The organism is Candidatus Nitrosocosmicus oleophilus, assembly GCF_000802205.1.
Lineage (GTDB): Archaea > Thermoproteota > Nitrososphaeria > Nitrososphaerales > Nitrososphaeraceae > Nitrosocosmicus > Nitrosocosmicus oleophilus.
The window spans coordinates 3,278,260-3,296,328 of the sequence record NZ_CP012850.1; the positions used below are offsets into that span (position 1 = coordinate 3,278,260).

The following is an 18,069-nucleotide window of genomic DNA, read 5'->3' on the forward strand; positions in this document are numbered from 1 at the left end:
AGCAATATATAATAGAAAATTGATCTTCATCACCTAGCAAAAGTAATAAAAGATATTTTTGATAATATCAGAAAAGTGAGTTGATTATTTCATATCTAACCGGTAAAGTTTTCAGGAGATTCGACCAAATTGAATCTCTACAAATTGATTCATGAATATTTTTCAATATGCCCAATAGCATATGTTAATACAGCTGACAAAAAAACATCAACAACAACAAAGTAGTCACACTATATCATACCAAGATTCCTAAAAAACTAAATGCAGTAAACGTCACTATTAATTGAGTTTCTTTTTCCAAATAACAACTGATAATATTATACGGTGCCATTTGATTTCCAAAACAGGATCCATTTCTTTGACATGAATCAAATATCACAACCTACAAAGTTACTTTCCTATGAATTTTTTCTATTTATTGTCTTAAGGTTAATCGTGGCCCATTGATAAAAACATCAAAATGATCAAACTATACTGTACAAGATATTGATATTTATTGAAGTAACATAATACATCAAGATTATTATTGTTATTAGGCGTTTCACTAATAAAATTATGGTAATTATATAAGTAGTTAAACTTATTCGTAAACATCAAATACATTCTCTAACACACCTTTGCTTTTGTTTTTTCTTGGAAACATATTTATCAAGAATTTCAAAGTTTATTTATTGTTCTTGTACTATGGTGCCTATGGATAATAATGATGATGAGAAAAATGGAGAAACACTGAATAGCGACAAATTAAAAAGAGAAATGCTTAAGCCTATAACCAAAGCAAAAACCGAAGTAGACGAAGAACTAAAGGAGTTAGAAGTAGAAAGTTCGGGTGGCGGAAAAGACGGAGGAGGAGGGTAAGAAAATTAATCCTACAAATGAAATGAGAAGATATAGTAAATGATATTTCTATAATTCCCACATTTTCAAACTTGGATATGTTTTTGACTACATATTCATTAATGATCAAAAACATTCACTATTTCAATAACTCGTTTTCTATACCTAATGCATTGCCATCTATACTCAGGCACCATGTATTTCTATTTCATAAAATGCCATAATCATTGAACCTCACAAAAATCTGGCATCGTTTAGTGCTTTCGCTTTATCTTCATCATAGGATGTTGGAATAATTATCACTTTTTCTATTCCACTTTCCCTTAACATTTAGTTCTTTTCCCTTTTTGATCTCCTCAATAGCAGTTATCAAAATGTCTTTTAAGTTAGCATGATTTGTATCGTCAGTAACTAATCCATCTCTTTCTTCTCAGGCCAGTCTCGCAGATTGCAGACCTGAACTAACGATACAGAAAGAAATTACGCACAGATTTATTATTCTAATGAGAATTTTTGACATAACTTATACCCTATCTTACGAACAATCTCATTAATGGTAACAATAATATTAGTTTCTGATTTGTCTATTTGATTGTTTGTTGACTAAATCTATTGCTAATTCATTCAGCTTAGATAGCTTAAATGGTTTAATCAGCAATTTAATGTTTTTAGCGACGAATTTTTTCTCGCTATTAAAAGATTGTTTAACTGAGTCATATGCAGAAATGATCAGAATGGATGCAAATGGATATTCTCCAAATATCTCATTTGCCGCTTCAAGCCCATTTTTACCATCTGGTAGTTTGTAATCCAAAATGACAAGGTCGGGTTTGAATTCTTCATAGTCACTCAGAACATTTGAAGCGGTGGTGTTTGTAACAGAAATGTGATATCCCTTGTTTATCAGAAAATCTTTATAAAGATTTAACAAATCCTGCTCATCTTCAATGATCATTATCTTTATCACTTCAGTAAGATATCAAGTACAACATACATTAATAAATTCTAATGTATGTATTTAGCAGATAAGACCAAAGTGCAGATTTGGTATACATAGGTATGATTAAAAATATTTATCCATCAGATCGTATATTAAATAATTCCATCATTCCGTCAGCCATCAATAGCACCACATGTTTGCTATCCATTCGTTACTAACATCTCAGTTGGAAATCACATTTCAGGAATTTAAACATGCATCATTGATTCCAAACAAAACGAGTGATTCTTGCCAAAACGCAGATTTGGTATAAAACTCGTAGAATTTGGTAATTCTTACAATTTCTATCTACTGTTTATATTTAGAGGCATCTTGTTCAGAGACGTTAAAATGCAAATTATGTCCATCAAAGTTAGATACTAATATTTTAGGTATCATGAATCTAGTTTTGTCAACTACGCCTTTTTCCGCAACAATATAGTCTTCACTAATTTCTTGGACCTCTCCCAAATCATAGTCGTTAACTCCTCTTGCTTCTTTTTTAATTACATCTGACCAGTTTATATTCAGATTACCTGACATACAATGTCATATAAAACAAGTTTTAAATAGATCACATAATAGGATAAAAATTTTATTATTTATTTTGAATGAAGGTAATCTATAGCCAGATTGCTGATAGATGCTTTTCTTGTTCTTCCAGATCTAATTAACCAAAGAAATTGTTAGTCAAGAGATTGAAAGAAAACTACATTGGAATAAATAATGTTATACTCCGATATTGGTTATCGTCCGGTCTTATTACAGACCCTAAAGTAATTATCTGGAATTTCTGCAATAATAACAACAAGGTAGTCCCACAATAATCGAAACAATATTCCATGACATGATTCTTGAGGTGTGCTAACTTAATTATTTGAGTTGGCAAGATCAAAAATGAAGGACAACCTATTATTTGTGAGACATTTTCGACTTAACTAGACTAGACTTGGATATTCAGCAATAAATATAATAACTTCAAATACAATAATAGATTGGTTGAACACAGAAAAAGAAAGTAATGTTCCTACACCTGCTGCCGCGAAATCTGTGGAATATGTTCTTTTAGATGGGTTTATAAACGAATTATGGGAAGTGGATTATGAAAATGGAATTGCATTAAATGTCACAGAGATAATAAAAGCAGAATCGGCTGGAAACATAATAAAGTATTCCGGCAAGATCGAAGATTTCCTATCAAATGAAAGAGGTTTCAAGAAACTTCACTTTCATGAATCAGTCAACTTTCCAATGCGAGTCCATTTTGAGACTTTAAAGTAAAAAGTAAATTAACAAGAATAATATATATTTAAAATTGCACCCAAAGTTATTCTACGGATCAGATATTTAGATCAAAGACTAAAAAAACAGAATTTTTTAAAATTACGATATCTCAATTATTACCCAAAAGGAGGCTGTAATTCAGCTCCCCATACGTTCCTACTGCATTTGGATCGGCATCACCGTTTGGTTCTTCAGTTATAATAAATTGTATATATGTATATGGGTTAACCATATTCTCAGAAAACTTCAAATTGCTTACTTCTATTACACCCAAACTCAATTTATAGTTTGAACCATCGGCCTGAACTAACCAACCTTCAAATACCTTATCTTGTTTTGGAGTAACGATTAGGTTTGCAGAAACATCCAATGTGTTATTATTAGAATCAATGGTAAGGGTACCTAATTTATCAGTACCAAATCCAGGACCCGGTTCATTAGCTTTATTGATATCCATAGTCACGGGTTCGGCCACGCCCGATTGTATAAACCGAGTCATTGAAAATATAGTTGCAATCACAATTCCAAATAACGACAGACTTATTTTAGACATTGAAAAGATCAACTGTTCAAACTATAAACAGGCCACATGAAGGAAGGACTCAAATATATTAATCTAGAATTTAAGAAAAAATTCCCACATGAAGTAACAGTCTTGGCGCTCAACCGAGGTTACCATGTAAAATATCAACAATCAAGACAGAAAAAATGATTTTAAATATGTAGTGTAAAATACTTAAATATCTTTTACTTCTTCCTTTAGCTTTTTTTCTCTGTATTCGGTACCAAGGTCAACATTTGGATCTTTTATTTTGTTTCCCATCGCTTTAGCGCCAGCTTTTATCGTATCTCCTGTTTCGTCAAGGCCTTCTTCCACATGATCTGCTGTATCCCTTATATCTTGTTCAACGTCATCCTTTCTGTTAATAGGTTCTTCTGACATTACAACATCCTATATAACAAAGTTTTTATTTATCAATAGAAAAAAGGACTGGCGAGAGTTGTTTTTGCTTGTATGAAATAACAGACCATTTATTCCGATAAACTAATCTTTATTTTTACAGAGTACTCGGTAATATCAATTTCGGCATCTATACCCAAAGTTTGGTCGAGTAATGATTTAAAAAATCCTGATAGAAACTTTGAACCCTTTCCTTCCAATCTATGTCTAATTACAATTACTTTGTACTCACTGGTATTCAATTCATCGTATGTTCCAATATATCCATAAGTACATACTATTTTTTCAATATACTCCAAAACACCATCAAACGTGATATCTTTTTTCCAGAATAGAATAGTATCATTAGGAATGTCCTTGCCCATTTCAAGGCCAAAGTTATATACATCATCGTCATTTAATCGGCACAGTAAAGATTTGAATACTTCACGATTTACAACAAGCATGTCTAATTTTGACTGAAATCTCGTAAATTCAGTATACTGTTTAAGGACCGAGTTTATCATAGCATTTACAGATATACCCATTCGCTCTGCCTCTGAATTTAGAATTTCAGAAAGGGATTTATCAATACGAAAGGATCTGACAGTAGACGATTGGCCACCCACGACATTACTTTGTATTCATATCTTAAAACTGTAACTGCTTGTAACCGTTTGTAATCGAATTACGATAAATGCAATTCGGTATACATAGTCGCCTTATATCCTGCGACACAACATCCCTCAATGTATAATAAGTTAATAGTTAAAAATATAGAAAAATATTCACCAGTACACCAACATGCTGTTATTTATGACTACGAAAAAGGTGAAAAGCTTTGCAAGTCATGTGGTGTCATCGTACAAGATAAGATATATGATGCCGAGTTGGATACTGATTTTCATAAATATAAAAGCGATACTAACACCGTATTGCCTCATTCCATTATTCTTAATGATAAAGGAATGTCAACAGCAATTGCAGATTATGATACAAGTACATCTAAAAGATTTTCAAATAGGAAAGAACATAATAAGATAGAGTTTCTGAATAAAATAGTTAGCTGCTCAAACAAGAAGAGAAATTTGAAAATAGTTATAGATCTTTTGAATCGTATAAAAGATAAATTATCCTTGACATCGTTCTGTATAGAAGAAGCACTGTCCTATTACAAGAAGGCATTAGAAAAGGGACTAATTAAAGGAAGATCAATAAAGGAAATGATTGTTTCATGCGTATATCTAGTTTGCAAGAAAACCAACATTCCAAGAACATTGCCAGAAATCTCCCAAATAGTGCAAGCTGATGAAATCTTTGCCGCCAGGTGCTATCGTCTTTTAATGAGAGAGTTAAAAATTACCCATGTACAATTCAAACCAACTATTTTTATAAGAAAGATAGCAGACGAGGCAGAAATTAGCGAGAGGACAGCAAGAGAGTCAATAGATTTGCTTTTGGCCATACAAAATGAGAATGTTTTCTCTGGTAAGAACTCGCTCTCAATCGCAGCAGCCATCCTTTACATAACATGTAGAAAACATAAACAAAAAATATCACAGGCAAAAATCGCTTCGGCAGCTAATATTAACATAATGACTCTAAGAAAAAGACTTTCAGAAGTCAAAAATGTAGTAGTAAATGCATCATTTCTTAATTAATGCTTTTTTTTATAACTTGTAACTTTATTTAAAATTACAACAAATAATATTATATTAGAATCTGATCTTTTGAAGGTAATTTTTTTTGTCTTGCCGACTGATAAATTTTATTCAAACATCCTATAACCATTGATATCGTTTATGACCTATTTTAATACAAATAATAACAAGAATGATTCGTTTAAATAATTTTCATGATATTCATAACAGTAATTGACATTAAAGGAGGACGCAATAAATTTACATCGATTACTTAGAGGGAAAATAGAGATCTCAAGCAGGATATCTTCAGATAATATTTTTGAAAATTCAAAAGAAGAGGGCAAAGGAACATTAAGCTCGATCTATACTCCAGGAGTCGCCTATGTTTCAATTGAAATCCAAAAGAATAAAGAATTGGCATATGAATACACCTCAAAATGGAATAATATAGCAATAGTGTGTGATGGGACGAGAGTCCTAGGACTAGGCGATATCGGCCCAGAAGGAGCATTACCCGTAATGGAAGGAAAAGCAGTCTTATTTAAAACCCTTGGTAATGTAAATGCATTTCCCCTTTGCATATCTATCAAAGATAAGGAGGAAATTATCAAATTTGTCAAAGCTATTGAACCTTCATTTGGTGCCATAAATATAGAGGATATCGAATCTCCCAAGGTTTTAGAAATAGTAGAAAGACTTCAAAAGGAAATGTCAATTCCAATTTTTCATGATGATAGGCATGGTACAGCTGTCATCACGTTTGCTGCTTTAATAAATGCATTACGAATAGTACGAAAGAACTCAAAGAATGTTAAAGTGGTGATTGCTGGTGCAGGATCTGCAGGGTATGGCATCTTTAAGATTTTGTCTAGGGCAGGCTTCGAAGAGGTAATAGTAATAGATAAGGAAGGAGCCATTTACGACGGAAGAGATAACAGAGAAAATAATGAAAAATTAAGCAATCTCGAATTAAACAAACGAAGCGATTCAAAGCACGATAGTAGTGTTATCTTGAATTCCTTTAAGAGAGAAATAGCCTTAAACTCCAACCCAAACAAAATAAAAGGTAATCTAGAAACAGTAATCAAAGAATCAGATATCTTTATTGGAACATCAGGGATCGGAAATCTCATGAATTCACAAATGGTAGCATCGATGAAAAAAGATCCAATTATTTTTGCATTGAGCAATCCTACACCAGAAATTTTACCCGATGATGCAAAGAATGCAGGTGCTAGAATTATTGCCACAGGTAGATCGGATTTTCCAAATCAAATTAATAACGCGGTAGTTTTCCCATCAATATTTAGAGCACTACTAGATTTAAGAGTAAAAAATTTAGATGAAGATATATTGATTTCTATTTCAAAGTCTATAGCAGACCTAGTTGACATTAAGCATTTGAATGAAGAATTCATCATACCTAAAATAAACGATCCGAGGATACTACCAGTAGTTACTAATTCCCTAAAGGAATATATCATGAATCAAAATCCAAGTTGATCTGAATACAATTCAAAAATAAGATCATGATGTATCAGGCAACGGCATACTTAGAACCATCAAATAAGGTCAAATTTATCAAACAGGTATTTTACCTGTCTAAAGGAAAATATCAAATATAATTATCAAGTTTCTTTAAATATGGAAACATCCAAGAATCATGATTTTAATCTCAATGAGAATGCAGCAGACCATATGATGAGCATGTTATAAGAAAGAAGAAGAAACAAAGTATATCAATAATATAGAAAAAGATGAATAAGTAAGTATAACTTCTATTTTATCAAAACTTAGATCCTAGTGGTAACAAAAATAAAAATTTGGTAATCTTATTAAGAGTTTAGCATATCATAGCTAATCATAGTAGGGAACAGGGGTTATGAAAAGAGACGACATTGACAACTCTCAATACGAAAGCACAGATAAGAAAAATAGTAATCCCAACGGTTTGGATTTATATAAAGATAAAATAGTTATCTTGATCACCGGTGCGAGCGGGTTTATTGGAAGTAGACTATTGAACGAATTAATTGAAAATAAAGAACATAAAAACTTTAGTTATTCTATACGAGGTTTATCTAGACATAAAATCCAATTTGACATTGAAAAATTAAGGGATTCGAAGGTTCCAGTTGAAATTATTGAAGGTGATTTAAGTAATCATAATGATTGCATAAGGGCATTATCAGGTGTTGATATAGCCTATTACCTTGTTCATTCAATGGAAGGGTCATCTAGAAATTGGAAAAAATTCTCAGAAAGAGAAAAAATTACTGCTGAAAATTTTAAGAACGCAGCAAATCAATGTAGTGTAAAAAGGATCATCTATCTAGGCGGATTAATCTACGGCAAAGACGATGAATTATCTCAACATATGAAAAGTAGAAAACAAGTAGGAGACATATTAAAAAGATCAAAATCCCAGGTAACAATTTTCCGTGCAGCAGTAATTTTAGGTAGTGGCGGAGGATCATTTGAAATGTTAAGGTATTTGGTGGAAAGATTGCCGTTAATGGTATGTCCTAAATGGGTATTGACAAAGTGTCAACCAATATTCGTAGGCGATGTAATAACATATCTTTCTAAATCTACAGAGATAAAAGAAACAGAAGGAAGGACCTTCGACATAGGAGGTCCAGACATACTTTCCTATTTAGACATGATGAAGATCTACGCCAAAATTCTTAACAAATCTTTCAAGATACTAATAATCCCTTTTTTGACTCCAAGGTTGTCCTCATATTGGGTAGATTTAGTAACACCTATAAAAGCATCATTAGCTAGACCTTTAATTGACAGTCTAAAGCACGAATCAACAGTAAGAGACGATTCAATTCTCAAAATTATTCCAACTGAATTGAAATCGTTTAAGGAATCATTAGAATTCTGTATGAAGGAAGAGAAAAAATACAAGAAAAAGGGTACAAGAAATTTGAAGAAAGAAAGAACATCTCTGTCAATAAATTATAAGATTCTGCTAATTTCTTTATTATTACTACTAGTTATAGGAACTACCTACTATTTTCTGGATGATAGAAAGACCTTCTTGGAACCATTTTGGTTATCTATAGCGATCGTTTGGTATATACTAATTTTAACAGCCATTTACTTTGTACGCTTCGGGGCCAGGCTTGGTGCCTTGATTGCTGGAATACTTGCCTGGGTAACACTATTCTTCTGGATCTTGGATAATGCATATGTTGTATTTGGATATCCAATAATAGCACAAAAACCAGGAGCAGATGAAACATGGAGAGACATGATTGGCATGATAATTGCAGCCTTTACTATTTTATCAGCACACAATATCTTTCACAAGATTAGACTACATAGCTAATTTTCTTTTCCTCAAACGCCGGAGCCATACTGAGACTCAAGAATAAAAGATATCATCGTTTATCCTGAATCGTCATCTCAATAATATTCATCCTTGAGGATATGAGTTAGCACTAGCTGCACTATTTAGCACTATGTTAATATCTTTGTAACAACATTTAAGAGTATGGTTTTCATACGAGTAAAAAAAGTAAAGGGTTTAGAGTATTATTACCTGGTGAAGAGCCAATGGGATTCGAAAAGAAAGATATCTATGCAACATACAATAAAATATTTGGGAAAGGCTGCTGATGTAACAATTGACAGTATTCCTCCAGAATATAAGAATGATCCCAAAATCTTATCCTTGTTAACATCAGTTTCTCAAGAACATGAAAACAAAGTGGTCGTTACAGCAGCATTGAAAAAAATGGTTTTTGATGCATTAAAGAATGGGGACATCGAAAAGATGGTAGATGTTGCAGGAAAATACAAAGAACAGACAAGCTTGGCTGAATTTTATGATGACATTCTGAGACCAGTTCTATATGAGGTGGGATATCTCTGGCAAGAAAATAAATTAGATATTGGAATGGAGCACGTCTGCAGCAACACTGCAAACAAAACAATACACAAGATCACTGGTTCAATCAAATCTAACGAAAGAATGGAGAATATCATAATATGTACTCCTGATGGAGAACTCCACAACATAGCCTGCAATATTATAGAATCATTACTATTTGAAAAAGGGTTTCGAGTTATTAACGTATCACCTTCAATTCCCACTGATTCAATGATTAACTATATAGATGAAACTAAACCAGTTATGATACTCATTTCAGTAACTCTTAAAGATAACATAGGTTCGACAGTAAGACTCATAAAAAAGATCAGTACAATATTTAGTATTCCAATTTTGGTTGGAGGATTAGCCATAAATCATAGTAGTGATATTGAAAGAAAAAACATAGAAGCTACTAGTCCCTGCGTTAGAATAATTGTAAACTCTCCTTTAAGTGCAATCGTGAAAACTGTTAAGGGCATAGCCAAGGATAACACCACAAGAAATTTCAAGAATCTTGAACCGGAGTTGATAGTTTAATTAAAAGGGCCTTCCTTCAGTAAGACGCTGATGGGATAATAAAATGAAAAGCAGGTCAAACGGACGAAAGATTAACTAATAAACATTTCTTATGTATAGAGGCCGATTAAATAATAATCACCTACATAAATTATAAAAAACGTCTTTAAGTAAATACGTGGATTAGTACTACAGATATTGGCATTTCAACGTATTTTTCTTATTGCTCGTAAATAACAATTTACAAACAAAAACAAATGAAAAACTAGAAATTGTCACCAAAATTTTTCATATTGGAATCTACCTGGTCTTGAGGATTTCCAGTCCCTTTCTGTTTATGTTCACTCTTATGAACCCTGGCATCCATTGCTTTTTCATGTTCTTCCCGTACATGATGTAATCTATCTTTTTCGTGAATGAATTCTTTTCCACATTTATGGCATTTTAAGATTAACTTATGATGAACTGTTTTATAATGATTCATCAAATCTTCCTCAGAACTAAACTTTTCTCCATCAACTTCGCAAGAATATTTTTTATGAAAGAAATCCACACATCTTCTAGTCATAAGATATTATTAAGTTCTTTTGTTATGTATTAGTAAAAACATAGTGACAATAAGAAAAAATCATCATCAATGATATTTCAAATTATGAGATTGAATATCTTTTATAATAATGGATTAGTCAAATCCATGAAATGAGAATAAAAAGCATTTGTATATGAAGCCAAGTATTTATCAGACTAAGAATTCATAATATTCTAAAATATTACATAAATTGATAAAGGATCAGTTTATCAGGTTAGTTATCCATTCATACATAGGGATATTGGCAACAGCTATGAATGACATCCTAGAGTTCACAGAAAGATTAGTATTTAATTCCTTTCCAGAAGTATCGAAAATTAACCCCCCCGCTTCCCTAGCTATTAGATAACATGCGGCCATATCTATTGCCCTTATCTTGTCTCGGATATCAATATATGCATCTATAGAACCACGTGCAAAATAGCATAATTCTAATGCATTTGCGCCTAGGTGTCTAACGTGACTAATTGACGATACCAATTTTGAAATGGATAAAAAATGATCTTCCGAAAGTCCAGAAATATTTAATCCAATTACCATTTCTTTTATTGAAAGTGAAGGTTCCTTCGCAGTTTGGATTTTCTTTTCATTCATGAATGAGCCTGTGGATAGGGAAGCATGGTATAAATCTCCAGATACTAGATTAAATACCACAGCATCAGTAACGGATTTTAAATTAGTATCTGAAGAATAAGCAAGGGAACAGCAGTAAAATGGCAATCCACAGTTAGCGTTGGTTGTACCGTCAACTCCATCCATAACAACCAATCCATTATCTTTGCCTTCTATAAAACCGCATTCCTCTCCCACAATGTTAGGATTAAAGGAATTCTTCTTTAGAATCTCAAAAACAGATTTTTCGGCAAGTAAATCAATTTTCGTGGATACATCACCGCCGGCACCGATTTCAAACTTTTCTTGTCCCTCAATGGTTCCAATCAAATCATGGGTATTTTTATAAACATTAATAGCACATTCTTTTAATATATCTAAGATCGGCACATTGAATCACAATGATCTTATTTTAACAAGCAAATAAAAACTATGAAATCAGGATTCATGGTGTAGACAATAAATCTAGACGATTATATACAAAAATACTAACCTTGATCACGAATTGCAATTACATATTATTTAATCACAGGATTATGAAATATTCTTAACATCGATAACTATATTGTACTATATATATCAAATGAGAATAGAATTGCAAATTTCATTTCCCCGAAACTATCTAGGAGTCCAAACTCTATCAAATGATGAAACTATGAATGATTAGGCCTCATAAGTCATTAGTTTTGTCTGAAAATTATCTTAATTAGAACCTAATGACAAATAATAAAAACTCCAATCTCCTAACTACTGCATAAATGCGTAGGGAGCTGAATAAATTACAGAATGATTTGACGACGACGAATGGGGAACTTCTAGGTGTGGTCATAGGCGTAACTAAACCAGGATACATTACTTTTGAAGGTAAAGAACCTGTAGGCTTGGGAGAATACATCACAATAACTGACGGTTTTCAAAAAAGGATTCTGGGTGTAGTGGAATCATGTTCTATTAAGAGTGATGCACTAGATGAGATTTCCAACTTTGAAGAAGCTCTAGAGAGTAAGGTAGTAGCTGAAATAAACAAAAGAGATAAGAGCTTTAAGGTTAACGTAAAAATTCTCGGTATGCTTGACATGTTAAAAAAATCAAAAGCCATCTTACCTGAAATACCCCCACTACCAGGAACCGAGGTATATAGAGCGAAAAAAGATGATCTAAAAGACATTTTTGATTCTGAAGAAGAATCATGGCTAAAGATAGGTACGCTCTTGAGAAATGCAAATGTGAATGTTAGAGTCAACATCAATAGACTTACAACTAGACACCTAGGGATTTTGGCAATGACAGGTATGGGGAAAAGTAATTTAGTCAGTGTAATTGCAAAATCGATAGCAAAAATTCCGGGCACTATGGTGATCTTTGACTATCACGACGAATATCGTTTTCTACAGGGAGAGAACATAAATTTTGTCCAAGCTCAGATAAACCCAAGATTATTAACATCCGATAAGTTTGGAGAAGTCATAGAGATAAGAGAAAATGCAGACATTCAAAACACAATATTACTAAAGGCGTATGATAACGATGACCTGAAAAAGAAAATAGGGGATGACTTTTGGGAGGAATTAGAGAAAAATGTAAAAGACATAGGTCTTAGGGAGAAGAGATTTGCAAGTTCTGCAGACAGAGTATTAGACAAGATCAAGGAAGCTAGGAGAAGATTTGATAGCATTTTGATTCCAAATGCATCAGATCCTGTTTCTCAAATCAGAGAAGGTTGTATAAATATAATAAATCTGATAGAATTTACTGAGAAACAAGCTAATGTAGCGATAGCGTTTTACCTCGAATCAATACTGTATCAAAGAAAGCTCTCAAAGAGCCAGAGCTTTAAATCAAGTTATCAAAGCACTGACCAAATATTATTTCATAGTCCAGTTATTGTGGTAATTGAAGAAGCCCATGTATTCATGCCAAAAAATGAGAATACTGATACAAAGTATATTGCTTCAAAGGTTGCAAGAGAAGGAAGAAAATTTGGGGTAGGGCTAATAATAGTGTCTCAACGACCACGTACTTTGGATCCAAATGTATTAAGTCAAATGGGCTCCCTAGCAATAATGAAGTTGGTTCAACAAGAAGACCAATCACAAATTGAATCATCTAGTGAATCAATAAACGGTAAGATTATTGAGCAATTACCATCTCTTAACCCCGGAGAAGCGTTGTTAGTAGGTCAGTGGGTAAATTTACCTTCGTTTGTAAGAATTGATGAAATAGTAGAGAGAACAATGGGAAAGGATCCAGAGCCAGTAAACGAGTGGAAAAACATCAAAGAGAAAAAAGAGATGTCAATCGAGGATAGTCGGATGTATATCAGAGAGGATTACATAGAAGAGGAATACATAGAATAAGATGATAAAGAGTTAAATACATAAATTTGTCAGATTCTATCCCCTATCTATAATAATGAACATCGCCATGATTACCAAAACTAGGGAAAGGATAAATCTAAAGCTGTATGATGAAGATCTAAAAAATTTGACTAGCGAGATTTTTGAGGATATATATACATTGAATTTCTTCTTACAAACTATCCCAAAAACTTTTGGTCCAGACAAGACGCTCTTGATTTTTAACGATTTGGAAATAACAAATAGCGTTTTAGACCTGCCTGATAAAGATGCAAATCTAGAAGGTTATAACCACAATGTAAAACTTTTACTGGCCAAAGATGAAAATTCTTATTTCATACAAGAATAGATAACCTTTTTACTCGGCAAAGGATCATAAAGAAAGAAAAAATGCTTATTTCATTTATTTCCTATGTTTCAGGATTATTATACTTGAAACATTTTCTGGCTATTGAAACCTTGCTTATAGAGTGACATATAGGACATTCAGCCCAGTTTTTTCCCCCAGAGTATCTCCAATAATAATTACATTTTTGGTACATACATTGAATCCAAAATGTTTTTTTTGGACCCTTCAACCAGTTTTCTTGCAATGGCTTGCGAGTTCTTCGTGCCTCTCTTGGCAAACGAGATAATTTCATGGTGTTTACGACAACTACCATATTTGCTCATGATCTATTAATCTTTTCTATGCATGTAATCTTACTGTTTTGATATTACGAAAACGAATGCTAATGAGGTATATGCATACACGCTACCGAATTTTTTAGACAATACTTACATTGGAACCCTTCTCAGTCATCTTGAATTTATACACTTGTTCAACCTCAGAATTTTCAAATATCTCTTCATCATGAGTAATAATTATCATTTGGGACAACGGACTCATTCCTTTACTAAAGACATCTGAAATAATTTTTACAAATGATCGACGCCTCTCCTCATCCAAATTTGTCGTAGGTTCATCTAAAACTATGAAATCAATTTTTGATGATCCCATCAAGAATGCAATCCCCATCCTAATAGCCAATGATACAGCGACTTTTTCGCCTCCACTCAATGATACAGTATCAATTTCTCCTCGCTTTCCATAACAAAGTACCTTTATTTCTCGCGGTTTTTCAATCAATGTAATTTTTGACAGTCCAACGTTGAAAATGTTAATGTATTCAGAGGCCTTGGTAGAAATCAAGTTTAGTGCCCGTGTCCTTAAACTTGAACTTACGATACCATCTCTGTTAAAGACTATGGAGCGAATATTTTCAAGATCAGAAATAAATTTTGCAGCCGATGATAACTCTGTTATCAATGTTTGAAATTCCGAATTTTCTCTCTGAACGTCTACAATTGTTTTTTCCAATATCGCTTTTTGACTATGTATATTAACGATTTCTGTTGAAAGCTTGTTTTTGGTTAATTTTTTTTGCTGATAAGAATTTAAATCAACCTCTATTACATCTTTCCTCATGTTTTGAATAATATCTATCAGATTTGCAGAATATTCATCTAATTTGTAAGTAGATAGATCGATATTTTTTAATGTATCCAATTGTAGTTTGGATAGGCTATGGTGATCTTTCCTTAGATCCTCTAGTTTATACTCTAAGGTATCGATACTGTCATTAATATCAAAATCATAATTTAATAGAGTACGCTCTGCAGATATTATATTTTTCTCCTTTCTTTTGAATTCCATTTCCTCTTTGTTGAGTTTAGAAATTTCAGAGAGTAGAAGCTGCTTCTCTTTGATCTTTTCGTTGAGTTCAAGATTGATATGAGAAATATCAAACATTTGGTTAAGGGAAATGATTTTAGAGTTACAAACAGGACATTTGCCATCTTTAATTTGGATTTTTTGAGCGCATTCGGTAAATCCTTTTAACTTTCCTATCTCCCCCTCTACTTTGATAACCTTACTGTTCAATTCATCTAATTCGGAACTAACCATCTGAATAGTGATAAAGACTTCATCTTTGTCCGTCAAAAAACCGACGGCATTTTTTATATCCACAATCATTCTTTGTGATTTATCAATTTCTGTTTTCAAAGTATTCGATCGTTCTCTAAAATATCTTAGTAAAGTATGTTCTAGCGATTTGATCTCAGAAAGTTTAGCTATTTTTGGCTCAAGAATTTCGATTTGTTTTTCCAATTCATTCAATGTTTCTGTTTTTTGAGATAATTGTACGAGGACAGTGTTTAATGATTGTTTTGATTGGAAAAATCTAGATTCATTATCTTTGGTTTTCTTAATGAGGATGTTTATTTGATTATCGTCATAACCTTGGGTTTTTTCTCGTAGTATTTTTCTAAAATCTTCTATAACATTATGCATGTTACTAAAAGATTTATCTAATCTATCTAATCCGATCATATTATTTAGTAATTCTTTAAATTCCTTAGGCTGTGAATCTATTATCTTACTAATTTCACCTTGTTGAATAATACCTGCAATTTGCAATTTAGTATAGTTAATCCCCATGATAGACTCCGTTTCATGGATTACTGATTCACCAAGTTGTTTTCGTTCTCCAGAAATGATTGATCTGTAATGGGATTTGTCATTTTGATCCATATTCAAATTATTGATGCTACTTTTAACCTTCTGTTCTAATCTAACTGAAGTCAGTCTGCCTTGGCTATCTATTTGTCTTTTGATCCTATAATTTGTAGAACCTATGGAAAATTCTAAAATTACAAAAGATCCCGTTTCATTATTAACATATCCACCCATTCCTCTTGTTAGCAAATTCTTGTGAGATTTGCGAGTGTGTTCATCGAATAGTGCAAATGTTATAGAATCAATAATACTGGATTTACCGGAACCGTTGTGCCCTACGAAAACTGTGATTCCAGGATGGAATTCAAGAGAAGTATCAGTGTGAGATAAAAAGTTATTTAAAACTATCCTTTTTATCAATTCTAGTTGCCTTTCCCAGCTATTTTTGATTCGTCCAAATTCTGATAAATAGATTTATTATTTTCAAAAAACTTCCAAACATAATTGGCAACTTGATTGTTCTTATCTTTATCAATATTCTTATTGTCGTGGGTGTCATCTTGATTATGAAACATACTGATTAGATCCAATGATAGATGAGTCAAAGGTTCAGAATGAAGAGATTTTAGAATTAGTGAAGACATCTCTTTATCCATGTCAAAATCTCCCGTATTATCGTAAGAAAATCCAGTATCGGGATCTTTGTCTAAAATGCTCCAATTATAGTATAAAAATGGAGCTTCTAATTGCAATAATTGTCTAGATAATATTTTGGGATCTATATCTGCTCCGCTTATTTTTAGATCAATAACAGGTTTTTTTGAATATCGAGTAGATTCTTGTACGATATTACGCAGCTTATCATCTAATTCGGGATATTCTATTTGGCATTCAAACTGATGTCGCCTCTTTTCTAGCTTTATCCAATGAGTATTGACGTTTGTAGAGACTTCTGAAAGGTCTACAAGTAAAAATCCCTTCTCCACATCTGAGATGGCTTCGTTATGTCCTAGATCAATCGAACCAGGATAAGCCACCAAACCATCGTTTAGAGAAGTAAATCTCTTTTCTATGTGGTCGTGATAATGACCCATAGCATAATAATCAAATCCGATTGGCAAATCATTAGAAAAAATTTCGCCTGCAAATTTGTTAAAATCATATAGGCCCTGATGAAGAACAAGTATCTTTTTTAACCGATGATTTTGAACTTTAGGTTTTTGGATGTCATTTTTCAAGATAGACTCTAATTTTCTAAATGGCCTGATCAATCCGTTATCAATATTTGAACGACGTTCCTTATTGAATCCATAGATTAGTAGATTGTCAATTTGAACCGGTGAATCGGGTCGGAGTCTTCTTGCTAATCCCAAATTATGAAATAGGTAAGGTAGAGGTACATCATTGGATCTACTTATATCGTGCTCACCTAATACAAAAAATACGGGTATGGATTTTTCTTTAAGTTTTTTTAATTCTTGGGCAAGCCTAATTATGGCCGCACCATTTGGCTTTGGATTGTGAAATATATCACCGGCCAAAATGATAGCTTTTACGTGCTCACTGATGGATTTTTCAATAGCCTCTCCAAATACTTCGTATAGATCTTCTTCTCGCTCTTGGAGATTGAATTGAGCATAACCCAAATGAATATCTGAAATATGAGATATAAGCAACTATGGTTCAAAAGATCAATGCCATATTTTATTTATTAATTGAAATCTGCATTCGAACTTACCCGCCACCTGCTCCACCTCCCAATGTACCCCATTGAACTTCTTGATAATTATCAATTAACTCATTTAACAAATCATTGATATCCTTATCTTGTTGTTTTGATGAAATATACTCGCTTAACAATGATTGGAGTCTTTTATAAGTAATGTCATCTACTTGCAGGTTTCTCATTTCTATCAAGACTATCTT

The 18,069-nt window shown here is 32.6% G+C and carries 18 protein-coding genes; 8 read left to right on the forward strand and 10 right to left on the reverse strand.

What is annotated here, in order from left to right; genetic code table 11:
* Nucleotides 1-693 precede the first annotated feature (693 nt).
* Nucleotides 694-858: a hypothetical protein gene (locus tag NMY3_RS15790; RefSeq protein WP_196816760.1), complete on the forward strand. Its 165-nt coding sequence runs from the start codon at nt 694-696 to the stop codon at nt 856-858.
* A 547-nt stretch (nt 859-1,405) separates the two neighbouring features.
* Here NMY3_RS15790 and NMY3_RS15795 read toward each other — a convergent pair.
* Nucleotides 1,406-1,792 carry a response regulator gene (locus NMY3_RS15795; protein WP_196816761.1) on the reverse strand — a complete coding sequence of 129 codons (387 nt, stop codon included), beginning with the start codon at nt 1,790-1,792 and terminating at the stop codon, nt 1,406-1,408.
* 333 nt (nt 1,793-2,125) lie between these two features.
* Complete coding sequence (locus NMY3_RS15800; RefSeq protein ID WP_196816762.1) at nt 2,126-2,359, reverse strand: hypothetical protein; 234 nt, start codon at nt 2,357-2,359, stop codon at nt 2,126-2,128.
* Nucleotides 2,360-2,815: 456 nt separating this feature from the next.
* On the opposite strand from NMY3_RS15800, the gene NMY3_RS15805 reads away from it, so the two are divergent.
* Nucleotides 2,816-3,097 carry a hypothetical protein gene (locus NMY3_RS15805; protein ID WP_196816763.1) on the forward strand — a complete coding sequence of 94 codons (282 nt, stop codon included), beginning with the start codon at nt 2,816-2,818 and terminating at the stop codon, nt 3,095-3,097.
* A gap of 112 nt (nt 3,098-3,209) precedes the next feature.
* Here NMY3_RS15805 and NMY3_RS15810 read toward each other — a convergent pair whose 3' ends face one another.
* The 3 genes from NMY3_RS15810 to NMY3_RS15820 all read right to left on the reverse strand — a co-directional run bounded on the left by NMY3_RS15810 (nt 3,210) and on the right by NMY3_RS15820 (nt 4,669).
* A complete protein-coding gene (locus tag NMY3_RS15810) occupies nt 3,210-3,653 on the reverse strand; it encodes an anti-sigma factor (RefSeq protein ID WP_196816764.1) in 444 nt (147 codons plus the stop codon).
* Between the two features lie 183 nt (nt 3,654-3,836).
* Nucleotides 3,837-4,043 (reverse strand): hypothetical protein, encoded by a 207-nt coding sequence (locus tag NMY3_RS15815; RefSeq protein ID WP_196816765.1) that lies wholly within the window; start codon nt 4,041-4,043, stop codon nt 3,837-3,839.
* Between the two features lie 89 nt (nt 4,044-4,132).
* On the reverse strand, nt 4,133-4,669 hold the full coding sequence (locus NMY3_RS15820) for a hypothetical protein (protein WP_196816766.1): 537 nt from the start codon (nt 4,667-4,669) through the stop codon (nt 4,133-4,135).
* Between the two features lie 120 nt (nt 4,670-4,789).
* Between NMY3_RS15820 and NMY3_RS15825 the strand changes: the two genes are divergently transcribed.
* The 4 genes from NMY3_RS15825 (at nt 4,790) to NMY3_RS15840 (ending at nt 10,106) form a co-directional block, all read left to right on the forward strand.
* The gene (locus NMY3_RS15825) at nt 4,790-5,701 is read left to right on the forward strand and encodes a transcription initiation factor IIB (RefSeq protein ID WP_196816767.1); all 912 of its coding nucleotides are present in this window, start codon (nt 4,790-4,792) and stop codon (nt 5,699-5,701) included.
* A gap of 213 nt (nt 5,702-5,914) precedes the next feature.
* A complete protein-coding gene (locus tag NMY3_RS15830) occupies nt 5,915-7,186 on the forward strand; it encodes an NAD(P)-dependent malic enzyme (protein WP_196816768.1) in 1,272 nt (423 codons plus the stop codon).
* 379 nt (nt 7,187-7,565) lie between these two features.
* Entirely contained in the window at nt 7,566-9,023 is a 1,458-nt protein-coding gene (locus NMY3_RS15835) for an NAD-dependent epimerase/dehydratase family protein (protein WP_196816769.1), read from the forward strand.
* A 216-nt stretch (nt 9,024-9,239) separates the two neighbouring features.
* Nucleotides 9,240-10,106: a cobalamin B12-binding domain-containing protein gene (locus NMY3_RS15840; RefSeq protein WP_196816770.1), complete on the forward strand. Its 867-nt coding sequence runs from the start codon at nt 9,240-9,242 to the stop codon at nt 10,104-10,106.
* Nucleotides 10,107-10,350: 244 nt separating this feature from the next.
* Here NMY3_RS15840 and NMY3_RS15845 read toward each other — a convergent pair whose 3' ends face one another.
* Together NMY3_RS15845 and NMY3_RS15850 are read right to left on the reverse strand one after the other, a co-directional pair.
* Nucleotides 10,351-10,569: a hypothetical protein gene (locus NMY3_RS15845; RefSeq protein WP_196816771.1), complete on the reverse strand. Its 219-nt coding sequence runs from the start codon at nt 10,567-10,569 to the stop codon at nt 10,351-10,353.
* A 306-nt stretch (nt 10,570-10,875) separates the two neighbouring features.
* Nucleotides 10,876-11,676, reverse strand: a complete 801-nt coding sequence (locus NMY3_RS15850) for an inositol monophosphatase family protein (protein ID WP_231100131.1) — start codon at nt 11,674-11,676, stop codon at nt 10,876-10,878.
* Nucleotides 11,677-12,044: 368 nt separating this feature from the next.
* On the opposite strand from NMY3_RS15850, the gene NMY3_RS15855 reads away from it, so the two are divergent.
* A complete protein-coding gene (locus NMY3_RS15855) occupies nt 12,045-13,643 on the forward strand; it encodes an ATP-binding protein (RefSeq protein ID WP_231100132.1) in 1,599 nt (532 codons plus the stop codon).
* 67 nt (nt 13,644-13,710) lie between these two features.
* Entirely contained in the window at nt 13,711-13,992 is a 282-nt protein-coding gene (locus NMY3_RS15860) for a hypothetical protein (protein ID WP_196816772.1), read from the forward strand.
* 417 nt (nt 13,993-14,409) lie between these two features.
* On the opposite strand, the gene NMY3_RS15865 is transcribed toward NMY3_RS15860, so the two are convergent.
* From NMY3_RS15865 to NMY3_RS15875, 3 genes are read right to left on the reverse strand one after another with little or no spacing between them, the layout of a single operon-like run.
* Nucleotides 14,410-16,563 carry an AAA family ATPase gene (locus tag NMY3_RS15865; RefSeq protein ID WP_196816773.1) on the reverse strand — a complete coding sequence of 718 codons (2,154 nt, stop codon included), beginning with the start codon at nt 16,561-16,563 and terminating at the stop codon, nt 14,410-14,412.
* Between the two features lie 2 nt (nt 16,564-16,565).
* A complete protein-coding gene (locus NMY3_RS15870; protein ID WP_196816774.1) occupies nt 16,566-17,819 on the reverse strand; it encodes a metallophosphoesterase family protein in 1,254 nt (417 codons plus the stop codon).
* 58 nt (nt 17,820-17,877) lie between these two features.
* Nucleotides 17,878-18,060, reverse strand: coding sequence for a hypothetical protein (locus NMY3_RS15875; protein WP_196816775.1), 183 nt, complete (start codon nt 18,058-18,060; stop codon nt 17,878-17,880).
* Nucleotides 18,061-18,069: the final 9 nt, after the last annotated feature.

Bases quoted from the DNA above. Each gene is read 5' to 3' on its own strand.
- NMY3_RS15845 (WP_196816771.1), bottom strand. From the start codon at position 10,569: ATGAATCATTATAAAACAGTTCATCATAAGTTAATCTTAAAATGCCAT.
- NMY3_RS15815 (WP_196816765.1), bottom strand. From the start codon at position 4,043: ATGTCAGAAGAACCTATTAACAGAAAGGATGACGTTGAACAAGATATA.
- NMY3_RS15800 (WP_196816762.1), bottom strand. From the start codon at position 2,359: ATGTCAGGTAATCTGAATATAAACTGGTCAGATGTAATTAAAAAAGAA.
- NMY3_RS15790 (WP_196816760.1), top strand. From the start codon at position 694: ATGGATAATAATGATGATGAGAAAAATGGAGAAACACTGAATAGCGAC.
- NMY3_RS15835 (WP_196816769.1), top strand. From the start codon at position 7,566: ATGAAAAGAGACGACATTGACAACTCTCAATACGAAAGCACAGATAAG.
- NMY3_RS15810 (WP_196816764.1), bottom strand. From the start codon at position 3,653: ATGTCTAAAATAAGTCTGTCGTTATTTGGAATTGTGATTGCAACTATA.
- NMY3_RS15860 (WP_196816772.1), top strand. From the start codon at position 13,711: ATGATTACCAAAACTAGGGAAAGGATAAATCTAAAGCTGTATGATGAA.
- NMY3_RS15795 (WP_196816761.1), bottom strand. From the start codon at position 1,792: ATGATCATTGAAGATGAGCAGGATTTGTTAAATCTTTATAAAGATTTT.
- NMY3_RS15855 (WP_231100132.1), top strand. From the start codon at position 12,045: ATGCGTAGGGAGCTGAATAAATTACAGAATGATTTGACGACGACGAAT.
- NMY3_RS15825 (WP_196816767.1), top strand. From the start codon at position 4,790: ATGTATAATAAGTTAATAGTTAAAAATATAGAAAAATATTCACCAGTA.